Below are 14,804 nucleotides of genomic sequence, written 5' to 3'. Positions count from 1 at the left end.
GCGTCCGGCCGCACAGGCGAGGCGACCGCGCGCCGGGTCCCGTCAGGGTTCCGAACCGACTCGGACCACGGTGTCCGTCGCGAAGTCGACGTGCCCCGAAGGCTTTTCCGCGCACCGGACAGCACCCTCCGCACACCGGAGAGGACCGGCGCGAGCCCGACCGGTTTGGCGTCCGGCCGCACAGGCGAGGCGACCGCGCGCCGGGTCCCGTCAGGGTTCCGAACCGACCCGGGCCACGGTGTCCGTCGCGAAGTCGACGTGCCCCGAAGGCTTTTCCGCGCACCGGACAACACCCTCCGCGCACCCGAGAAGGTCTCCCGCGCACCCGAGAACACCTTCCTCACACCCGAGAAGAACGGCGCGAGCCTGACCAGCTGCGTGTCCGGCCGTACGGGCGAGGCGCACCCCACCGCGCCCGCTCGGGGGAACCCCACCGACACCCCCGGGCGAGGCAACCGTCCGCCGGGGCCCAGCAAGGGACCGAAGTGACCCGGAGATCCCCCCGCGACACCCGCACCACCGCACCCCGTGCGAGCGCCCGCCGCACCCCACCCCCACCCGCACGCCCCCGCACCCGGCACGCCCTGCGCCGGGACCCGCGCGCGCACTGGCTCCTGCTGCTGCTCGGGCTCGCCGTCGCCGCGACGGCGCTGACCTTCAGCGGATACGGGCGGCACGAGATCGCCGCCACCTCCGGACCGGCCGGCGCCTGCGCGCCCCCGCCCCGCACCCTGCGCGCGGCGGGGCCCGTCCTCAGCCAGGACCCCGGCACCGGCGACCCGCGCAGCGCCCGGATGCCCGCCAGGGCCGTGGCGCTCACCTATGACGGCGGCCCCGACCCCGCCTGGACGCCGGCCCTGCTCGACGTGCTGGCCCGCCACCACGCCCGCGCCACCTTCTTCCTCACCGGCACCGAGGCGGCCGCCCACCCCGGCCTCGTGCGCCGGATCCGCGACGAGGGTCACGAGATCGGCACCCACACCTACAGCGACGTCAACCTCGCCGAGGTCTCCGCCGTCCGCGCCCGCCTCGAACTCTCCCTCGGCCAGAACACCCTGGCCGGTTCGGCCGGAGTCGGCACCCGGCTCCTGCGCCTGCCGCACACCGCCATAACGGCGTCCCTGTGCGCGGACCAGGCCGACGCCGCCCGCCGCGCCATGGCCGACGGCTACGTCGTGGTCGCCGCGGACGACCCGGCCCGCTCCCCGCGCCTGGGCGCCGTGCGCCAGTTCACCGGCTCCGCGCAGGCCGTGCGCGACACCGAGCGGCTGTTCGCCGCCCCGCTCGGCGGCGTCCGCTTCACCACCGTCGGCGACGGCCTCGGCCTCGACGGCGTCACCCACTCCGTCTCCGTCACCGAACAGGTCCGCGGCACCGCACTGGTCTGGGCCCAGACGGCGTCCCTCTTCTTCGTCGACGCCATGGTCTGGCTGATGGTCGCCGCCGGCGTCATCACCGTCGCCCGGCTCGTGCTGCTGTTCACCGTCGCCCGCGTCCACGTGCGCCGCGTCCGCGCCCGGCGCCGCCGCGGCCGCCGCCCGCCCCGCCTGACCGAACCCGTCTCCGTGATCGTGCCCGCGTACAACGAGGAGGCCGGCATCGAGGCGACGATCCGCTCGCTGCTCGCCTCCACCCACACCTACGTCCAGGTCATCGTCGTCGACGACGGTTCGAGCGACCGGACGTACGAGATCGCCGAGTGGATGCGGGCCCAGGACGCGCGCGTGATGGTCGTGCGGCAGGAGAACGCGGGCAAGGCCGCCGCCCTCAACACGGGCCTGTCCTGGGCCCAGTTCGACCTCGTCGTGATGATCGACGGAGACACCGTCTTCGAGCCCGACGCCATCGGGAACCTCATCCAGCCGTTCACCGACCCGCGCGTCGGCGCCGTCAGCGGCAACACCAAGGTCGGCAACCGCCAGGGCGTCCTGGGCCGCTGGCAGCACCTCGAGTACGTCATCGGGTTCAACCTCGACCGCCGCATGTTCGACGTGCTGGAGTGCATGCCGACCGTGCCGGGCGCCATCGGCGCGTTCCGCCGCACCGCCCTCGACGGCGTCGGCGGGGTCAGCGAGGACACCCTCGCCGAGGACACCGACCTCACCATGGCCCTGTGCCGGGCCGGCTGGCGCGTCGTCTACGAGGAGACGGCCATCGCCTGGACCGAGGTCCCGGCGAGCGTCCGCCAGCTGTGGAAGCAGCGCTACCGCTGGTGCTACGGAACCCTGCAGGCCATGTGGAAGCACCGCCGCGCCCTCGTCGAGCGCGGCCAGGCCGGCAAGTTCGGCCGCCGCGGCCTGACCTACCTGCTTCTCTTCCAGACGCTGCTGCCGCTGTTCGCCCCGCTCGTCGACGTGTTCGCCGTGTACGGGCTGCTGTTCCAGGGCACCGGCCAGGCGGCCCTGGTCTGGCTGGCGTTCACCGCCGTCCAGGTCGTCAGCGCGCTGTACGCGCTACGCCTCGACAAGGAGCGCTTCGAGCCGGTGTGGACGCTTCCGCTGCAGATCGTCGTCTACCGCCAGCTGATGTATCTGGTCGTCGTGCAGTCCGTCGTCACGGCCCTGCTCGGCAACCGGCTGCGCTGGCAGCGCATGCAGCGCGCCGGAACCTTCGGCAACCAGGCCGCGCGCCAAGGGAGTTGACGTCCGCCCTCTTGTCGCGCCGCCCGCCGAGCCCGAAGAATGCGCACGGCAACCATCGGCAACGGACGCCGTACCCGGCGTCGGCAAGGGGGGCTCCACCCAATGGCACCTGCAGCACCGATGACACCGAGGCTCGGCCGCGTCCTCACGGGCGCGGCGTTCGCGCTCGTCCTGGCCGGGGCGGGCGCGGCACCCGCCGCCGCGGACAACGGCGTCCGGGAGAGACCGAACGACGCGCCCGTCACCTTCGCGGGCACCGTCGCGCTCAGCAACTGTTCCGGCTCGATCGTGCGCACCCCGCAGTCCGAGCCCGACGACCCCGCGATGGTGCTCTCCAACGGGCACTGCATAGAGACCGGCTTCCCGAAGGCCGGCCAGGTCGTCGTGGACCAGCCGTCCAAGCGCACCTTCAAGGTCCTCGACGAGAACGCGGGCCAGCTCGGCACCGTGCAGGCCGACCAGATCTCGTACGCGACGATGACCGACACCGACGTCTCGCTGTACCGGCTCACCAGCACGTACGCCGAGATCGAGGCCAAGTACCACGTGGCGCCGCTGCTCCTCGACCCGCGCCACCCGCGCAAGAACACCGACATCACCGTGGTGTCGGGGTACTGGAAGAAGCAGTACAAGTGCTCCGTCGACGGGTTCGTGCCCCAGCTCAAGGAGTACTGGTGGACCTGGAAGGACTCGGTCCGCTACACCCCCGGGTGCGAGACCATCGGCGGCACCTCGGGCTCCCCGGTGATCGACGACCACACCGGACGCGTGATCGCCGTCAACAACACCCACAACGAGAACGGCGAGGAGTGCACGCTCGACAACCCCTGCGAGGTCGACCGCAAGGGCAATGTCACCGTCCGCCCCGACGCCCGCTACGCGCAGCAGACCTACGGGATCGTGCCCTGCCTGCGCCACGACGGGACGCTCGACCTGGGGCGCGAGAAGTGTGAACTCCCCGAGCCCCAGGCCTAGTCGCGCGGCTGACCACTAGCTCTTCGACGGCGTACGCCGTACGGACCGGCCCGCGAGGACGTCCGTGCGGCGGCCGTCCTCGATGACGAACTTCCCGTCGATCAGCACGTGCGGGATGCCCGTCGGCAGGGTGCGCGGCGCCTCGAACGTCGAGCCCGCTGCCACCGTGTCCGGGTCGAAGAGCACCAGGTCGGCGCGGTAGCCCTCGCGGACCAGACCGCGGTCCGGCAGCCTGAGCCGGGCCGCGGGCCGCGAGGTCAGGTGCGCGACCGTCTCCTCCAGGGACAGCACGCCGAGGTCGCGGGCGTAGTGCCCGAGATAGTGCGGGAACGTGCCGTACGCGCGCGGGTGCGGCTTGACGCCCTGGAGGATGCCGTCGCTGCCGCCGGTGTGCACGGGGTGCTTCATGATCGCCCGCACGTTGTCCTCGTGGCCGACGTGCTGGAGGATCGTCGAGCCCAGGTTGTCGGCGAGCAGCAGGCGCCGGGCGGTGACCCAGGGGGCCTCGCCGTGCCCGGCGGCCGCCTCCGCGACCGTCTTGCCGACGTACCCGGCGAGCCCCGGGTCGGAGACACCGGAGATCTCGATCGTGTCCCACTCCATCGGCACGCCGTGGCAGCCGTCGGAGCCGATGACCTCGACGTGGTGCCGGATCCGCTCCGCGGTCGCGTCGTCCCGCAGCCGGGCCAGGGTGGCGTCGGGGCCGCCCTCGTTCGCCCAGCTCGGCAGCATCGCGACGAGCGTCGTGGCGCCAGGCGTGTACGGGTAGGTGTCGAGGATGATGTCGGCGCCGGCCGCGATCGCCTCGTCGAGCAGCTCCAGCAGGTCGGCGCCCTTGCCCTTGTTCACGCCGAAGTTCATCGTGGCGTGCGCCAGGTGCAGGGAGCAGTCCGCGCTGCGGGTCAGCTCGACCATCTCGCGGTACGCCTCCAGGGCGCCGGCGCCGTAGCTGCGGTGGTGCGGGCAGTAGTAGCCGTCGTACCCGGCGACGACCCGGCACAGCTCGGTGAGCTCGGCGTCCTTCGCGTACATGCCCGGCGTGTACGTCAGCCCCGACGACATGCCGACCGCGCCCTGCTCCATGCCCTCGGCGACGAGCCGGCGCATGTGGTCCAGCTCGGCGTCCGTCGCGTCCCGGTCGTCCCAGCCGACGGCGTACATCCGCACCGTGCCCTGGGGGATCAGATAGGCGGCGTTCACGGCGATGCCGCGGTCGAGGCGGTCCAGGTACTCGCCGACGGTGCGCCAGTCGAAGTCGATGTCGGAGCCGTCGCCGTTCCAGCCGGCGATCACCTGGCGGACCTGGCCCAGGGTGCGGTCGTCGACGGGCGCGTAGGACAGGCCGTCCTGGCCGAGGACCTCCAGGGTGACGCCCTGGGCGGCCTTCGCGCTGTGGTCCGGGTCGCGGATCAGGGCGAGGTCGCTGTGCGCGTGCATGTCGATGAACCCGGGGGACAGGGCGAGCCCGTCCGCGTCCAGGGTCCGCGCGGCGGTGGGGCGCGGGCCCCTGCCCTCCGGGTGGATGCGGGTGATGCGGCCGTCCGCGATGGCCACGTCGGCGCGGTAACCGGCTTCACCGGTGCCGTCGATGACGCGGACGTCCTTGATGACCAGGTCCGTCATTCCTGGCTGCCTCTCTTGGGGGGTGGTCTTTCGGGTGCGGGTCCGGTGGGGGCTGGTCGCGCAGTTCCCCGCGCCCCTGACGAGGCTGCGCCTCATCGGGGAGATGCGACACGAAGGGTCTGCATTTCAGGGGCGCGGGGAACTGCGCGAGAAAGCCCCACCGGCCGGTGGTCGACACGAGGCCCGTGGGCCTACGGCGCGTGGTCGCGCACCCGTCTCAGAAGAACGTGCGGACGTAGTCCACGACCGTGCCGTCCGCCTCCACGACCGGGATGAGCTGCCACTTGTCGAAGGAGGTGCAGGGGTGCGACAGCCCCATGCCGATCCAGTCACCCACCTCCACCCCGGCGGAGCCCTCCGTACGGACCCACCCGTGCTGGTCCGAGAGCCCCGTCACCGCGACCCCGTCGGCATCCCGCACCGCCCCGGTCCGCCCGTCCCGCACGACCTGCGCCTCGGGCAGGTCCAGGTCGTAGGCCGCGTCCCGCTTGCCGGCGTTGGTGAACGCCTGCTCCGGCGTCGGCCGCGACACGACCTGCGCCCACAGCCGGAACGCCGGCTCGAGCGCGCCCTCCTCGGCGACCCGGTTGAACGGTGTCAGCCGCCGGTAGTGACCGTCGTCGTGCGACACGTACGCCCCGGAGCGCAGCAACTTCAGGACGGGCGCGCTCAGTTCGGGGATCTCGGCGAAGACGTCGGCGACGGCGTCGAACCAGGCGGAGCCTCCCGCGCTGATCACGATCTCGTCGAGCCCGGCGAAGCGCCCCGCCTTGTCGAAGTCCGCGGCGAGCGCGACGAGCCGCCGCAGCCAGGCGTGCACCCGCTCGGGGGTCGCCTGCGGCACCTCGCCCTCGTACCCGGCGACACCGACGAGCCGCAGCGAGGGCGCCGCCGCCACCGCGTCGGCGACCTCGGCGCACTCGGCCTCGGTGCGGATCCCGGTCCGGGCGCCCTCGCCCGCGCCGAGCTCCACGACCACGTCCACCGGCCGGGAGGCCCCGGCGGCGGTCAGGGCGGCCTGCATCAGTTCGACACCGCGCACGGAGTCCACGTAGCAGATGAAGCGGAAGCCGGGGTCGCGGTCCAGCTCGGCGGAGATCCAGCGCAGCGCCGTCGCGTCGACGACCTCGTTCGCCAGGAAGACCCGCTCGGTGCCGAACTTCCGGGCGACGCGCACCTGGTGGGGGACGGCGAGGGTGATGCCCCAGGCGCCGCGGTCGACCTGCTGCCGGAACAGCTGCGGGGCCATCGACGTCTTGCCGTGCGGCGCGAACGCGAGCCCGTGCCGCTCCGTGTACGTCTCCATGAGCGCGAGGTTGTGCTCCAGGCGCTCCGCCGACAGGGCGAGGACCGGCGTGGTGAAGCCGTCGGTGAAGAGGTTGAGCCGGCGCGCGGCGAGCTCCGCGACCGTCAGGCCCTCGGCCGCGGGCGGCATGCCCTTGAACCGGAAGTCGACCCGCTCGTGCGCGAGCTCCTCCAGCGCGGTGACGGCATCGACGGCTTTGTCGGCGGTCATGGAGCCTCCTCCAGGCTTGCCCGTTGCATCATGTGCAACGGTCATTGCGTATGTCGCTTACTGCTGTCTAACATCCGAGCCAACGCCGGGTCAACGGAGCCGTTGACCCTCCAGGCCGCGACCTGGCCGCGACCCCAGCCGCGAGGAGACCCCGCACCGTGACCGCCACCGGAACCGCACCCGCCGCACAGGCCTCCCCGGCTGCTTGGGAGGCCGTGGAGGTCGTCGCGCTCGGCGAGTCCATGGTCACGTTCCGGCCCTCCGTCCCGGGGCGGCTCGCCGACGTTCCCTCGTTCGACCGCGGCATCGGCGGAGCCGAGTCCAACGTCGTGTGCGGGCTCGCCGCCGCCGGACACTCCACCCGCTGGGTCAGCGCCGTCGGCGCCGACGGCTTAGCGGACCACCCCCACCACGCGATAGCCCCCGACGCGGTGGCACCCCCCGCCGCGCCCCGCGCGCCCCCCCCCCCCCCCCGCCACGACTAGACCCCCCCGCCCGACCGGGCCGGCGACGACCACGAGGTCGCCTACTACCGGGCCGGATCCGCCGCCTCCGCGATGTCCGCCACGAACACGGACCTGGACGCCCTGCGCTCGGGCCGCATCCTGCACCTGTCCGGCATCACCGCCGCCCTCTCCGACGACTGCCTCGGCCTGCTCCGCGCCCTCGTCGGCGCGGACACGGACGGCGGTCCGCTCGTCTCCTTCGACGTCAACCACCGGCCCGGCCTCTGGTCCGAGCCCGCCGACGCCCGCGTCCTGCTCGACCTCGCCCGCCGCGCCGACCTCGTCTTCGTCGGCGAGGACGAGGCCGAGGACGCCTTCGGGATCACCGGCGGCCCCGACGCGATCCGCGCCGCGCTGCCCGAGCCGCAGGTCCTCGTCGTCAAGCGGGGTGCCGACGGCGCCGTCGCCTACGAGGGCACCGTCCGCACCGAGGAGCCCGCCCCGCGCGTCGACGTCGTCGCCGCCGTCGGCGCGGGCGACGCCTTCGCCGCCGGTTTCCTCTCCGCGACCCTGCGCGCCCTGCCCGTGGCCGACCGGCTGCGCCACGGCCACCTCTGGGCCGCCGCCGCCCTCACCGTCGCGGGCGACCTCGCCGCGCCCCCGGCCCGGAGCCACGCCGACCGGCTGACCGCTCTGGACCGCCCCGCGTGGGAGAAACTGCACCTCGGCCCCGGGTGGACCGCGAAGGACTCCGCCGACGAGAGGCCCGCCGAGGAGGAACGCACGCCATGAGCCAGACCGTCGACCGCGCGCTCAGCATCCTGCCGCTGCTCGCCGAGGGACCCGCCGACCTGGGCCAGGTCGCCGACCGGCTCGGCGTCCACAAGTCCACCGCCCTGCGCCTGCTGCGCACCCTGCACGAGCACGGCCTCGTGCACCGCCAGTCCGACCAGCGCTACCGCCTGGGCGCCCGCCTCTTCGCCCTCGCCCAGGAGGCCGTCGAGAACCTGGACGTGCGCGAGATCGCCCACCCCCACCTCGTCGCCCTCAACGAGAAGTGCGGCCACACGATCCACCTCGCCGTCTACGAGGAGAACGAGGTCCTCTACATCGACAAGGTGGAGAGCCGCTACCCGGTGCGCATGTACTCGCGCATCGGCAAGCCCGTCGCGATAACGGTCGCGGCCGTCGCCAAGCTGCTCCTCGCCGACCTGTCCGAGCCCGAGCGCCGCGCCATCGCGGAGCGGCTCGACTACCCCCACTACACGGCCCGTTCCACCCCGAACGCGTCCGCCTTCCTCCAGGAGCTGGACAAGGTGCGGGAACAGGGCTGGGCCACCGACCTCGGTGGCCACGAGGAGTCCATCAACTGCATCGGCGCGCCCATCCGGGGCGCCGACGGCAAGGTCGTCGCCGCGATGTCGGTCTCCGCGCCGAACGTCGTCGTCACCGCCGAGGAACTCCTCACCCTGCTGCCGCTGGTGCGCCGCACGGCGGAAGCCATCAGCCGGGACTACTCCGGCAACACCCCCTCGAAGGAAGCCAGTTCATCATGAGCGAGAAGACCGCCCTCACCCCCGCCACGCACACCACGCCGCCCGCGAAGTTCTCGCACGGCGTGAAGAAGGGCAACATCCTCCAGGTCGCCGGCCAGGTCGGCTTCCTGCCCGCCGTCGAGGGCCAGGCCCCCACCCCGGCCGGCCCGACCCTGCGCGAGCAGACCCTCCAGACCTTCGCCAACGTCAAGGCGATCCTCGAAGAGGGCGGCGCGACCTGGGACGACGTCATGATGATGCGCGTCTACCTCACCGACGTCGACCACTTCGCCGAGATGAACGCGATCTACAACGCGTACTTCGAGGAGCAGGGCCTCAAGGAGGCCCCCGCCGCCCGCACGACCGTCTACGTCGGTCTGCCCAAGGGCCTGCTCATCGAGATCGACGCCCTCGCCGTCCTGAGCTGACCCACCCGCCCGGACCCGAGGCCCCCTCCCCCCACGGGAACCCGCAGTTCCCCGAGTGCACCGAGTTCACCGTCACGGTGCGGCGCGTCACCCTTTCCGGCGCCGCACCACGACGGAGTCCCCTTCCTGCTGAAAGCTCCATGCTCTTACGAGGTCCCACATGTCCCCGTTGTCCCCCCTCGCGGCCACCGCCCCGGTCGCGCCCCCGCCCCACACCGGCGGGATCCTGCCCCTGATCGGCGGCACCGCCGGCCTTCTGACGATCGCCGTCCTCGGCATCGTGCTGCTGCTCTTCCTGATCATCAAGGTGCGGCTGCAGCCCTTCGTGGCCCTCCTCGCGGTCTCGATAGCCGTCGGCCTCGGCGCCGGCCTCTCCGTCACCGAACTCTTCGGCACCGTCCAGCGCTCCGACGCCGTCTCCACCATCGAGACCGGCATGGGCGGCACCCTCGGACACGTCGCCATCATCATCGGCCTGGGCACCATGCTCGGCGCCGTCCTAGAGGTCTCCGGCGGCGCCGAGGTCCTCGCCTCCCGCCTGCTGAACCTCTTCGGCGAGAAGCGCGCCCCGCTCGCGATGGGCCTCACCGGCCTCATCTTCGGCATCCCCGTCTTCTTCGACGTCGGCATCTTCGTCCTCGCGCCGATCGTCTACGCGGCCGCCAAGCGCGGCGGCAAGTCGATCGTCCTGTACTGCATGCCGCTGCTCGCGGGTCTGTCCATGACCCACGCCTTCCTGCCCCCGCACCCCGGCCCCGTCGCCGCCGCCGGCCTCCTCAAGGTCGACCTCGGCTGGGTCATCCTCATGGGCATCGTGTGCGGCATCCCCGCCGTGCTCGCCGCCTGGGGCTGGGCCGCCTGGATCGGCAAGCGGATCTTCGTGCCCGTCCCGCACGACATGGTCGAGGCCGCCGAGGAGGCCAAGGCCGCCCTCGTCGCCGAGCAGCGCAAGGCGGGCGTCGAGCCCCACGAGAAGCCCGTGCCGCTCGGCATCGTCTTCGCGATCATCGGCACCCCGCTGGTGCTGATCCTGCTCGCCACGTTCTCCTCGATCGCGTTCGACCCCTCCACGGGCCGCTCGGTCATCGAGTTCTTCGGCCACCCCTTCGTGGCCCTGACGATCGCCCTGCTGCTCGCGTACTACCTGCTCGGCATCCGCCGCGGCTGGTCCCGCAAGTCCCTGGAGCAGGTCTCGACGGCCTCCCTGAAGCCGGTCGGCAACATCCTGCTCGTGGTCGGCGCCGGCGGTGTCTTCGGCGCGGTCCTCAAGGCGAGCGGTATCGCCCAGGCCCTCTCCGACACGTTCAACGACGTCGGCCTGCCGGTCATCGTCCTGGCCTACCTGATCTCGCTCGTCCTGCGCGTGGCCCAGGGCTCGGCCACCGTCGCGATCGTCACGACGGCGGGCATCGTCGCCCCGCTGCTCAGCGAGGGGAACTACTCGCAGGCCTTCATCGCCCTGGTCATCATGGCGATCTCGGCGGGCTCCATCTTCGCCTCGCACGTCAACGACGGCGGGTTCTGGATGGTCTCCAAGTACTTCGGGATCTCGGAGCGCGACACCCTGCGCACCTGGACCGTCCTGGAGTCGGTCCTGTCGGTGGCCGGTTTCGCGGTCGCCGCGGTGATCAGCCTGTTCGTCTAGAGGCGGCTCGGGGACGGGTCAGAGAAAGGCCAGCCCCGAGCAGCCCGTGCCGCCGGCCGGGTCGGGCGCGTACACCCAGTACAGCGCGAAGACCTGGACGGCGAGCAGCAGCACCGCCAGGCACACCACCGCCGCCCGCGCGCCGCCGAAGCGCGCGGTGCGGCGGACGGCGAGCAGCAGGGCCGCCACGCTGCACACGGGCCCCGCCCACGCGGTCACGTACATCCGCGTCGAGGGGCCCAGGTACACGCAGTCCTGGAAGGTGTCCCCGTCGAAGGAGATGTGCGCGCCGAGCAGCACGGCCGACAGCGCGGTCAGGACCACGGCGGCCGTGAGAAGGCCGTCGCGGCGGGTCGGGGCGGTGGTGGGCTGGTTCATGGTGGTCATCAGTACCAGTCGGGGTTGGGGCGGACGATGCGGATGTTCTGCTGACCCTCGTGCTTCTCGGTGGCCTCGATACGGCCTTCGAGGCTCACGTTCTGGTACGAGTCGCTGTGCTGGGTGTACTTGATCTCGCCGTCCGGCATCACGGCGGTGACGATCGCGGCGTGGTGCGTGTTGCCCTTCTCGATCGAGTCGTTGGGGCCGGACTGCTCGTAGTAGATGATGTCGCCCGGCTTCACGTCGGCGGGCGCGATCTCCTCTCCGCCGTGCCGGAGCATGAAGTTCTGGTTGTTCTCGGCGGCGGTCCAGTTGTCGGAGTAGGCGAGCTTCTTGTCGACCCAGTCCCAGCCGCTCGGGTTGCCGACCATCCAGCTGTCGTCGTCGGTGGTGCCGCCCCAGAACGACTCCTTCTGCTGCATGCCCGAGGCGAGCAGCGCGTTGGAGACGAAGTTGGTGCAGTTGTTGCCGAAGTCGGTCGGGTCGTCCTTGTCCCAGTGGTCGAGCGCGTACTGGACCAGCTTGACCCGGTCGTACTTGCCGTTGCCGCGCAGCTCGGTCTGGACGTCCTGGGGGATGCCGTCGAGGTTCGCGATGAGCGTCGGCTCGGCCAGCATCATGTCCTTCTGCTGCTTCGGCGTGAGCCCCTCCCACCACTGACGCACGGTCGTCGGGTCCTCGCCCACCGGGACGTCCGCGGCCATCATCTGCATCTGGACGTGCGAGGCGTGCGTCTGCAGTTCGTTGAGCGCCTTGGACGGGTCGGTGAGCGTGGTCTGCTCGCCGAGCTTGGCGAACTCGGTGGCGGCCAGCTTGTCGGCGGTCGTCACCTGCTCCACCGCCTGGTCGATCAGATCCTTGACCTGCTGCCGGTAGGGGCCCATCTCCTCGGCCTCGGTGCGGTTGTGCACGGGCGGCCCGGTGATCGTCCCGTCGGCGCCGATCGTCAGCCCGTACCGGTCGGCGAGCTGCACCGCCTCGCGCATGGTGCTGTGCGCGGTCTCGATCGCGGTGGTCACGCCGTCGGCGACCATGTTGACGGCGAGCAGGATGTCGTACGCGACCTCGAACTGGTCGGCCAGCGTCGCGAACTTGCCCGCGGCGGCCTTGCCGACCTCGTCGGTCCAGTTCTCGGCGAGCGGCTTGACCCCGTAGTCGCGCAGGTCCTTCGCCGCCTGCAGCGCGTACTTGGCCAGCGAGTGGAACTCGTCCGAGGCCGTCTTCCACTTCTCCGGGTGGGCGTTGTTGATGCCCTCGTAGGTGACCACGTCACGCCTTCCCGAGGTCGCGGACGGCGGCGTTCAGCCGGCGCTCCGCCTCGGCGTCCGCGCCGTCGAACCCGTTCGCGGAGTCCCTCAACTTGGCGCTCAGGTCGCCGAGTTGCTTGGCGAGGGACACCATGTGCTCCTCCCAGTTCAGGGCGCACACCTTGAGCTGTACGGAGCTCGTCCAGCCGTTGAACATGTGGTACGTGTACACGTCGTCGCTGCCGTCGAGCGAGTGGTTCAGCCGTGTCATGGCGTTCCGGGACAGCGTCTCGGTGTCGTTCGCGGCGCCGTGCACGCCCTTGGTCTTGATGTCGATGTCCGGCCGGCCCCCGCCGCCGCCCCCGTCGGGCGCCAGTTGGTTGAGCCGCATCTGCGCCGGGGGAGCGGCCGGTCCCGCCTGCCCGTTGCGGTGCCGTTCGGCCGCCGCGGCCTTGAGCTCTTCCCACTCGTCCCACGCCATGCGCGTTCGACCCCCGTCTCGCACTGCCTGAATCGACGAAGGTAACAGAGCACGGTAATGGGCACGTCAAATAACGAGGTGGGCCCGGAGGGAGCGCCGCACAGCCTCGTCCGCCATACTTCGGCCCGTGGAGCAGCGTATGGAGAGCCAGAAGGTCACGCCCGTCACCGGTGCCGGTTTCGACCCGGCGTACGTCCCCGGCCTGACGTCTCCCGTCCCGGAGACGGCAGTCGAGGACGCGGTCACGGGATCCGACGAGCCGTCGGAGGAGGTGACGCAGGACGCGGTGCCCGAGGACGCGGCGCCGGAGACCGAGGCGCCCGAGGCCGAGAAGCCGGAGGCCGAGGCGGACGCCGATCCCGAATCGGAAGCCGAGGCTGAGGACGAGGCCGCGGTGACCGAGGGCGACGGTCCGGTGCTGGAGGCGAAGGACCGCCGCGGCTCCATCACCGTCGACGCGACCGGCGTCCGCTTCACGCTCGACGACCAGGAGGCGGACTTCACCTGGGACGAGATCAGCGCGGTCGAGGTCGGCACGGCCCGCAAGCGCCTGCTCGTGACGGTCCACACGCCCAACAGCCGCTGGTACCCGAACGACGTCGAGGCCCCCGACAAGGCCCGCCTCCAGGAGTGGACCGAGGCCCTCGACAAGGCGCTGGACGCGTACTTCGAGGACTGAGCGGACCCACCACGTTCGGGCCGATTCCTGCCCAACCCCTTGTCCGCCACGGATCTTTACGCACCCTTGATGTTCATGGCGGACACCACGGGAACACCAGGAACTCCAGGAACCCCAGGAACCGACTCCACGGCCCACGGCCTCGACGGGCCCCGCAAGTCCAGTTGGCGCCACATCGGCCCCGGCATCGTCGTCGCCGCGACCGGCGTCGGGGCCGGTGACCTCGTCGCGACGCTGATCGCCGGCAGCAACTTCGGCTACACCCTGCTGTGGGCCGCGGTCATCGGCTGCGTCGTCAAGATCAGTCTCGCGGAGGCGTGCGGCCGCTGGCATCTGGCCACCGGCCGCACCCTGTTCGACGGCTGGGCGAGCCTCGGCCGCTGGACGACGTGGTTCTTCGCGGTCTACGTGATCGTGTGGGGCTTCGTCTACGGGGCCGCCGCGATGTCGTCCAGCGCGCTGCCGCTCCAGGCGCTGTTCCCCGACGTGTTCCCGGGCGACTGGTCGATCAAGCCGTGGGCGATCCTGTGCGGCCTCGTCGGGCTGGCCTTCGTCTGGTTCAACAAGTACGCGGTCTTCGAGAAGGTCATGACCGTTCTGGTCGGCGTCATGTTCGTGGTGACGGTGTACCTGGCGATCCGGGTCACCCCGAACCTGGCCGACGCGTTCGCGGGCCTGCTCCCGGTCGTGCCCGACGAGAAGGACTCGATCCTCAACACGCTCGGCCTGATCGGCGGCGTCGGCGGCACCATCACCCTGGCCGCGTACGGGTACTGGGTCAACGCGAAGGGCTGGTCGGACACCAGCTGGATGAAGGTGATGCGGCTCGACAACCGCGTCGCCTACATCACCACCGGCATCTTCGTCGTGGCGATGCTCTTCGTCGGCGCCGAGCTCCTGCACTCCTCGAACATCGCGATCTCGTCGGGCGACAAGGGCCTCGTGGACCTGTCGAAGATCCTGGAGGCGGAGTACGGCACGGCGACCGCGAAGCTGTTCCTGGTCGGCTTCTTCGCCACGTCCTTCACCTCGCTCATCGGCGTCTGGCACGGCGTGAGTCTGATGTTCGCGGACTTCGCCGAGCGGTACCGCGGCGCGCGGACCCCGGGCCCCGAGGTCCCGCGCGGCGACCCGGAGAAGGGCGGGCCCGGACGCGGCGGACACCAGTGGGGGGACGTACCCCCCCACGGCCGTCGCGTACCCGGG

12 protein-coding genes and 1 pseudogene are annotated in these 14,804 nt (G+C 71.6%); 8 read left to right on the top strand and 5 right to left on the bottom strand.

The annotated features are described in order from the left end of the window. Positions 1 to 485: 485 nt before the first annotated feature. Together ACFW9D_RS13160 and ACFW9D_RS13155 are read left to right on the top strand one after the other, a co-directional pair. On the top strand, positions 486 to 2,642 hold the full coding sequence (locus ACFW9D_RS13160) for a bifunctional polysaccharide deacetylase/glycosyltransferase family 2 protein (RefSeq protein ID WP_384621171.1): 2,157 nt from the start codon (positions 486 to 488) through the stop codon (positions 2,640 to 2,642). Positions 2,643 to 2,744: 102 nt separating this feature from the next. Then, positions 2,745 to 3,617 (top strand): serine protease, encoded by an 873-nt coding sequence (locus ACFW9D_RS13155; RefSeq protein WP_223205962.1) that lies wholly within the window; start codon positions 2,745 to 2,747, stop codon positions 3,615 to 3,617. 15 nt (positions 3,618 to 3,632) lie between these two features. Here the strand turns inward: ACFW9D_RS13155 and ACFW9D_RS13150 are convergent, their stop codons facing one another. Beyond that, positions 3,633 to 5,240, bottom strand: a complete 1,608-nt coding sequence (locus ACFW9D_RS13150; protein ID WP_384621168.1) for an amidohydrolase family protein — start codon at positions 5,238 to 5,240, stop codon at positions 3,633 to 3,635. Positions 5,241 to 5,457: 217 nt separating this feature from the next. Then, on the bottom strand, positions 5,458 to 6,756 hold the full coding sequence (locus tag ACFW9D_RS13145) for an amino acid deaminase (protein WP_384621165.1): 1,299 nt from the start codon (positions 6,754 to 6,756) through the stop codon (positions 5,458 to 5,460). A gap of 242 nt (positions 6,757 to 6,998) precedes the next feature. Here ACFW9D_RS13145 and ACFW9D_RS13140 point away from each other — a divergent pair. The 4 genes and pseudogenes from ACFW9D_RS13140 (at position 6,999) to ACFW9D_RS13125 (ending at position 10,810) form a co-directional block, all read left to right on the top strand. Further along, a pseudogene (locus ACFW9D_RS13140) lies at positions 6,999 to 7,994 on the top strand (sugar kinase). Next, entirely contained in the window at positions 7,991 to 8,758 is a 768-nt protein-coding gene (locus ACFW9D_RS13135) for an IclR family transcriptional regulator (protein WP_188337148.1), read from the top strand. Before ACFW9D_RS13140 ends, ACFW9D_RS13135 begins: the two are co-directional and overlap by 4 nt. Next, on the top strand, positions 8,755 to 9,165 hold the full coding sequence (locus ACFW9D_RS13130; RefSeq protein ID WP_188337147.1) for a RidA family protein: 411 nt from the start codon (positions 8,755 to 8,757) through the stop codon (positions 9,163 to 9,165). The genes ACFW9D_RS13135 and ACFW9D_RS13130 overlap by 4 nt, the downstream gene beginning before the upstream one ends. 160 nt (positions 9,166 to 9,325) lie before the next feature. After that, positions 9,326 to 10,810 carry a GntP family permease gene (locus ACFW9D_RS13125; protein ID WP_188337146.1) on the top strand — a complete coding sequence of 495 codons (1,485 nt, stop codon included), beginning with the start codon at positions 9,326 to 9,328 and terminating at the stop codon, positions 10,808 to 10,810. 18 nt (positions 10,811 to 10,828) lie between these two features. On the opposite strand, the gene ACFW9D_RS13120 is transcribed toward ACFW9D_RS13125, so the two are convergent. From ACFW9D_RS13120 to ACFW9D_RS13110, 3 genes are read right to left on the bottom strand one after another with little or no spacing between them, the layout of a single operon-like run. Then, the gene (locus ACFW9D_RS13120; RefSeq protein ID WP_384621161.1) at positions 10,829 to 11,197 is read right to left on the bottom strand and encodes a hypothetical protein; all 369 of its coding nucleotides are present in this window, start codon (positions 11,195 to 11,197) and stop codon (positions 10,829 to 10,831) included. Beyond that, positions 11,197 to 12,459, bottom strand: coding sequence for an amidase domain-containing protein (locus ACFW9D_RS13115; protein WP_188337144.1), 1,263 nt, complete (start codon positions 12,457 to 12,459; stop codon positions 11,197 to 11,199). The genes ACFW9D_RS13120 and ACFW9D_RS13115 overlap by 1 nt, the downstream gene beginning before the upstream one ends. Before the next feature lies 1 nt (position 12,460). Beyond that, positions 12,461 to 12,919, bottom strand: coding sequence for a hypothetical protein (locus ACFW9D_RS13110; RefSeq protein WP_384621158.1), 459 nt, complete (start codon positions 12,917 to 12,919; stop codon positions 12,461 to 12,463). A gap of 139 nt (positions 12,920 to 13,058) precedes the next feature. Between ACFW9D_RS13110 and ACFW9D_RS13105 the strand changes: the two genes are divergently transcribed. Both ACFW9D_RS13105 and ACFW9D_RS13100 read left to right on the top strand, forming a co-directional pair. Beyond that, positions 13,059 to 13,598, top strand: a complete 540-nt coding sequence (locus ACFW9D_RS13105; RefSeq protein WP_384621155.1) for a hypothetical protein — start codon at positions 13,059 to 13,061, stop codon at positions 13,596 to 13,598. A gap of 75 nt (positions 13,599 to 13,673) precedes the next feature. Further along, positions 13,674 to 14,804 (top strand): Nramp family divalent metal transporter (locus ACFW9D_RS13100; protein ID WP_384621153.1); only part of this gene is annotated, 1,131 nt, incomplete at its 3' end.

The sequence above is a fragment of the Streptomyces sp. NPDC059524 genome (assembly GCF_042749255.1).
GTDB classification, from domain to species: domain Bacteria; phylum Actinomycetota; class Actinomycetes; order Streptomycetales; family Streptomycetaceae; genus Streptomyces; species Streptomyces xanthii.
This window is presented reverse-complemented; position numbering and strand designations above follow the sequence as displayed.

What these genes read in the sequence shown, in the direction of transcription:
- ACFW9D_RS13135 (WP_188337148.1), top strand. Translation starts at nt 7,991, where the DNA reads ATGAGCCAGACCGTCGACCGCGCGCTCAGCATCCTGCCGCTGCTCGCC.
- ACFW9D_RS13120 (WP_384621161.1), bottom strand. Translation starts at nt 11,197, where the DNA reads ATGACCACCATGAACCAGCCCACCACCGCCCCGACCCGCCGCGACGGC.
- ACFW9D_RS13130 (WP_188337147.1), top strand. Translation starts at nt 8,755, where the DNA reads ATGAGCGAGAAGACCGCCCTCACCCCCGCCACGCACACCACGCCGCCC.
- ACFW9D_RS13105 (WP_384621155.1), top strand. Translation starts at nt 13,059, where the DNA reads ATGGAGAGCCAGAAGGTCACGCCCGTCACCGGTGCCGGTTTCGACCCG.
- ACFW9D_RS13110 (WP_384621158.1), bottom strand. Translation starts at nt 12,919, where the DNA reads ATGGCGTGGGACGAGTGGGAAGAGCTCAAGGCCGCGGCGGCCGAACGG.
- ACFW9D_RS13125 (WP_188337146.1), top strand. Translation starts at nt 9,326, where the DNA reads ATGTCCCCGTTGTCCCCCCTCGCGGCCACCGCCCCGGTCGCGCCCCCG.
- ACFW9D_RS13150 (WP_384621168.1), bottom strand. Translation starts at nt 5,240, where the DNA reads ATGACGGACCTGGTCATCAAGGACGTCCGCGTCATCGACGGCACCGGT.
- ACFW9D_RS13155 (WP_223205962.1), top strand. Translation starts at nt 2,745, where the DNA reads ATGGCACCTGCAGCACCGATGACACCGAGGCTCGGCCGCGTCCTCACG.
- ACFW9D_RS13145 (WP_384621165.1), bottom strand. Translation starts at nt 6,756, where the DNA reads ATGACCGCCGACAAAGCCGTCGATGCCGTCACCGCGCTGGAGGAGCTC.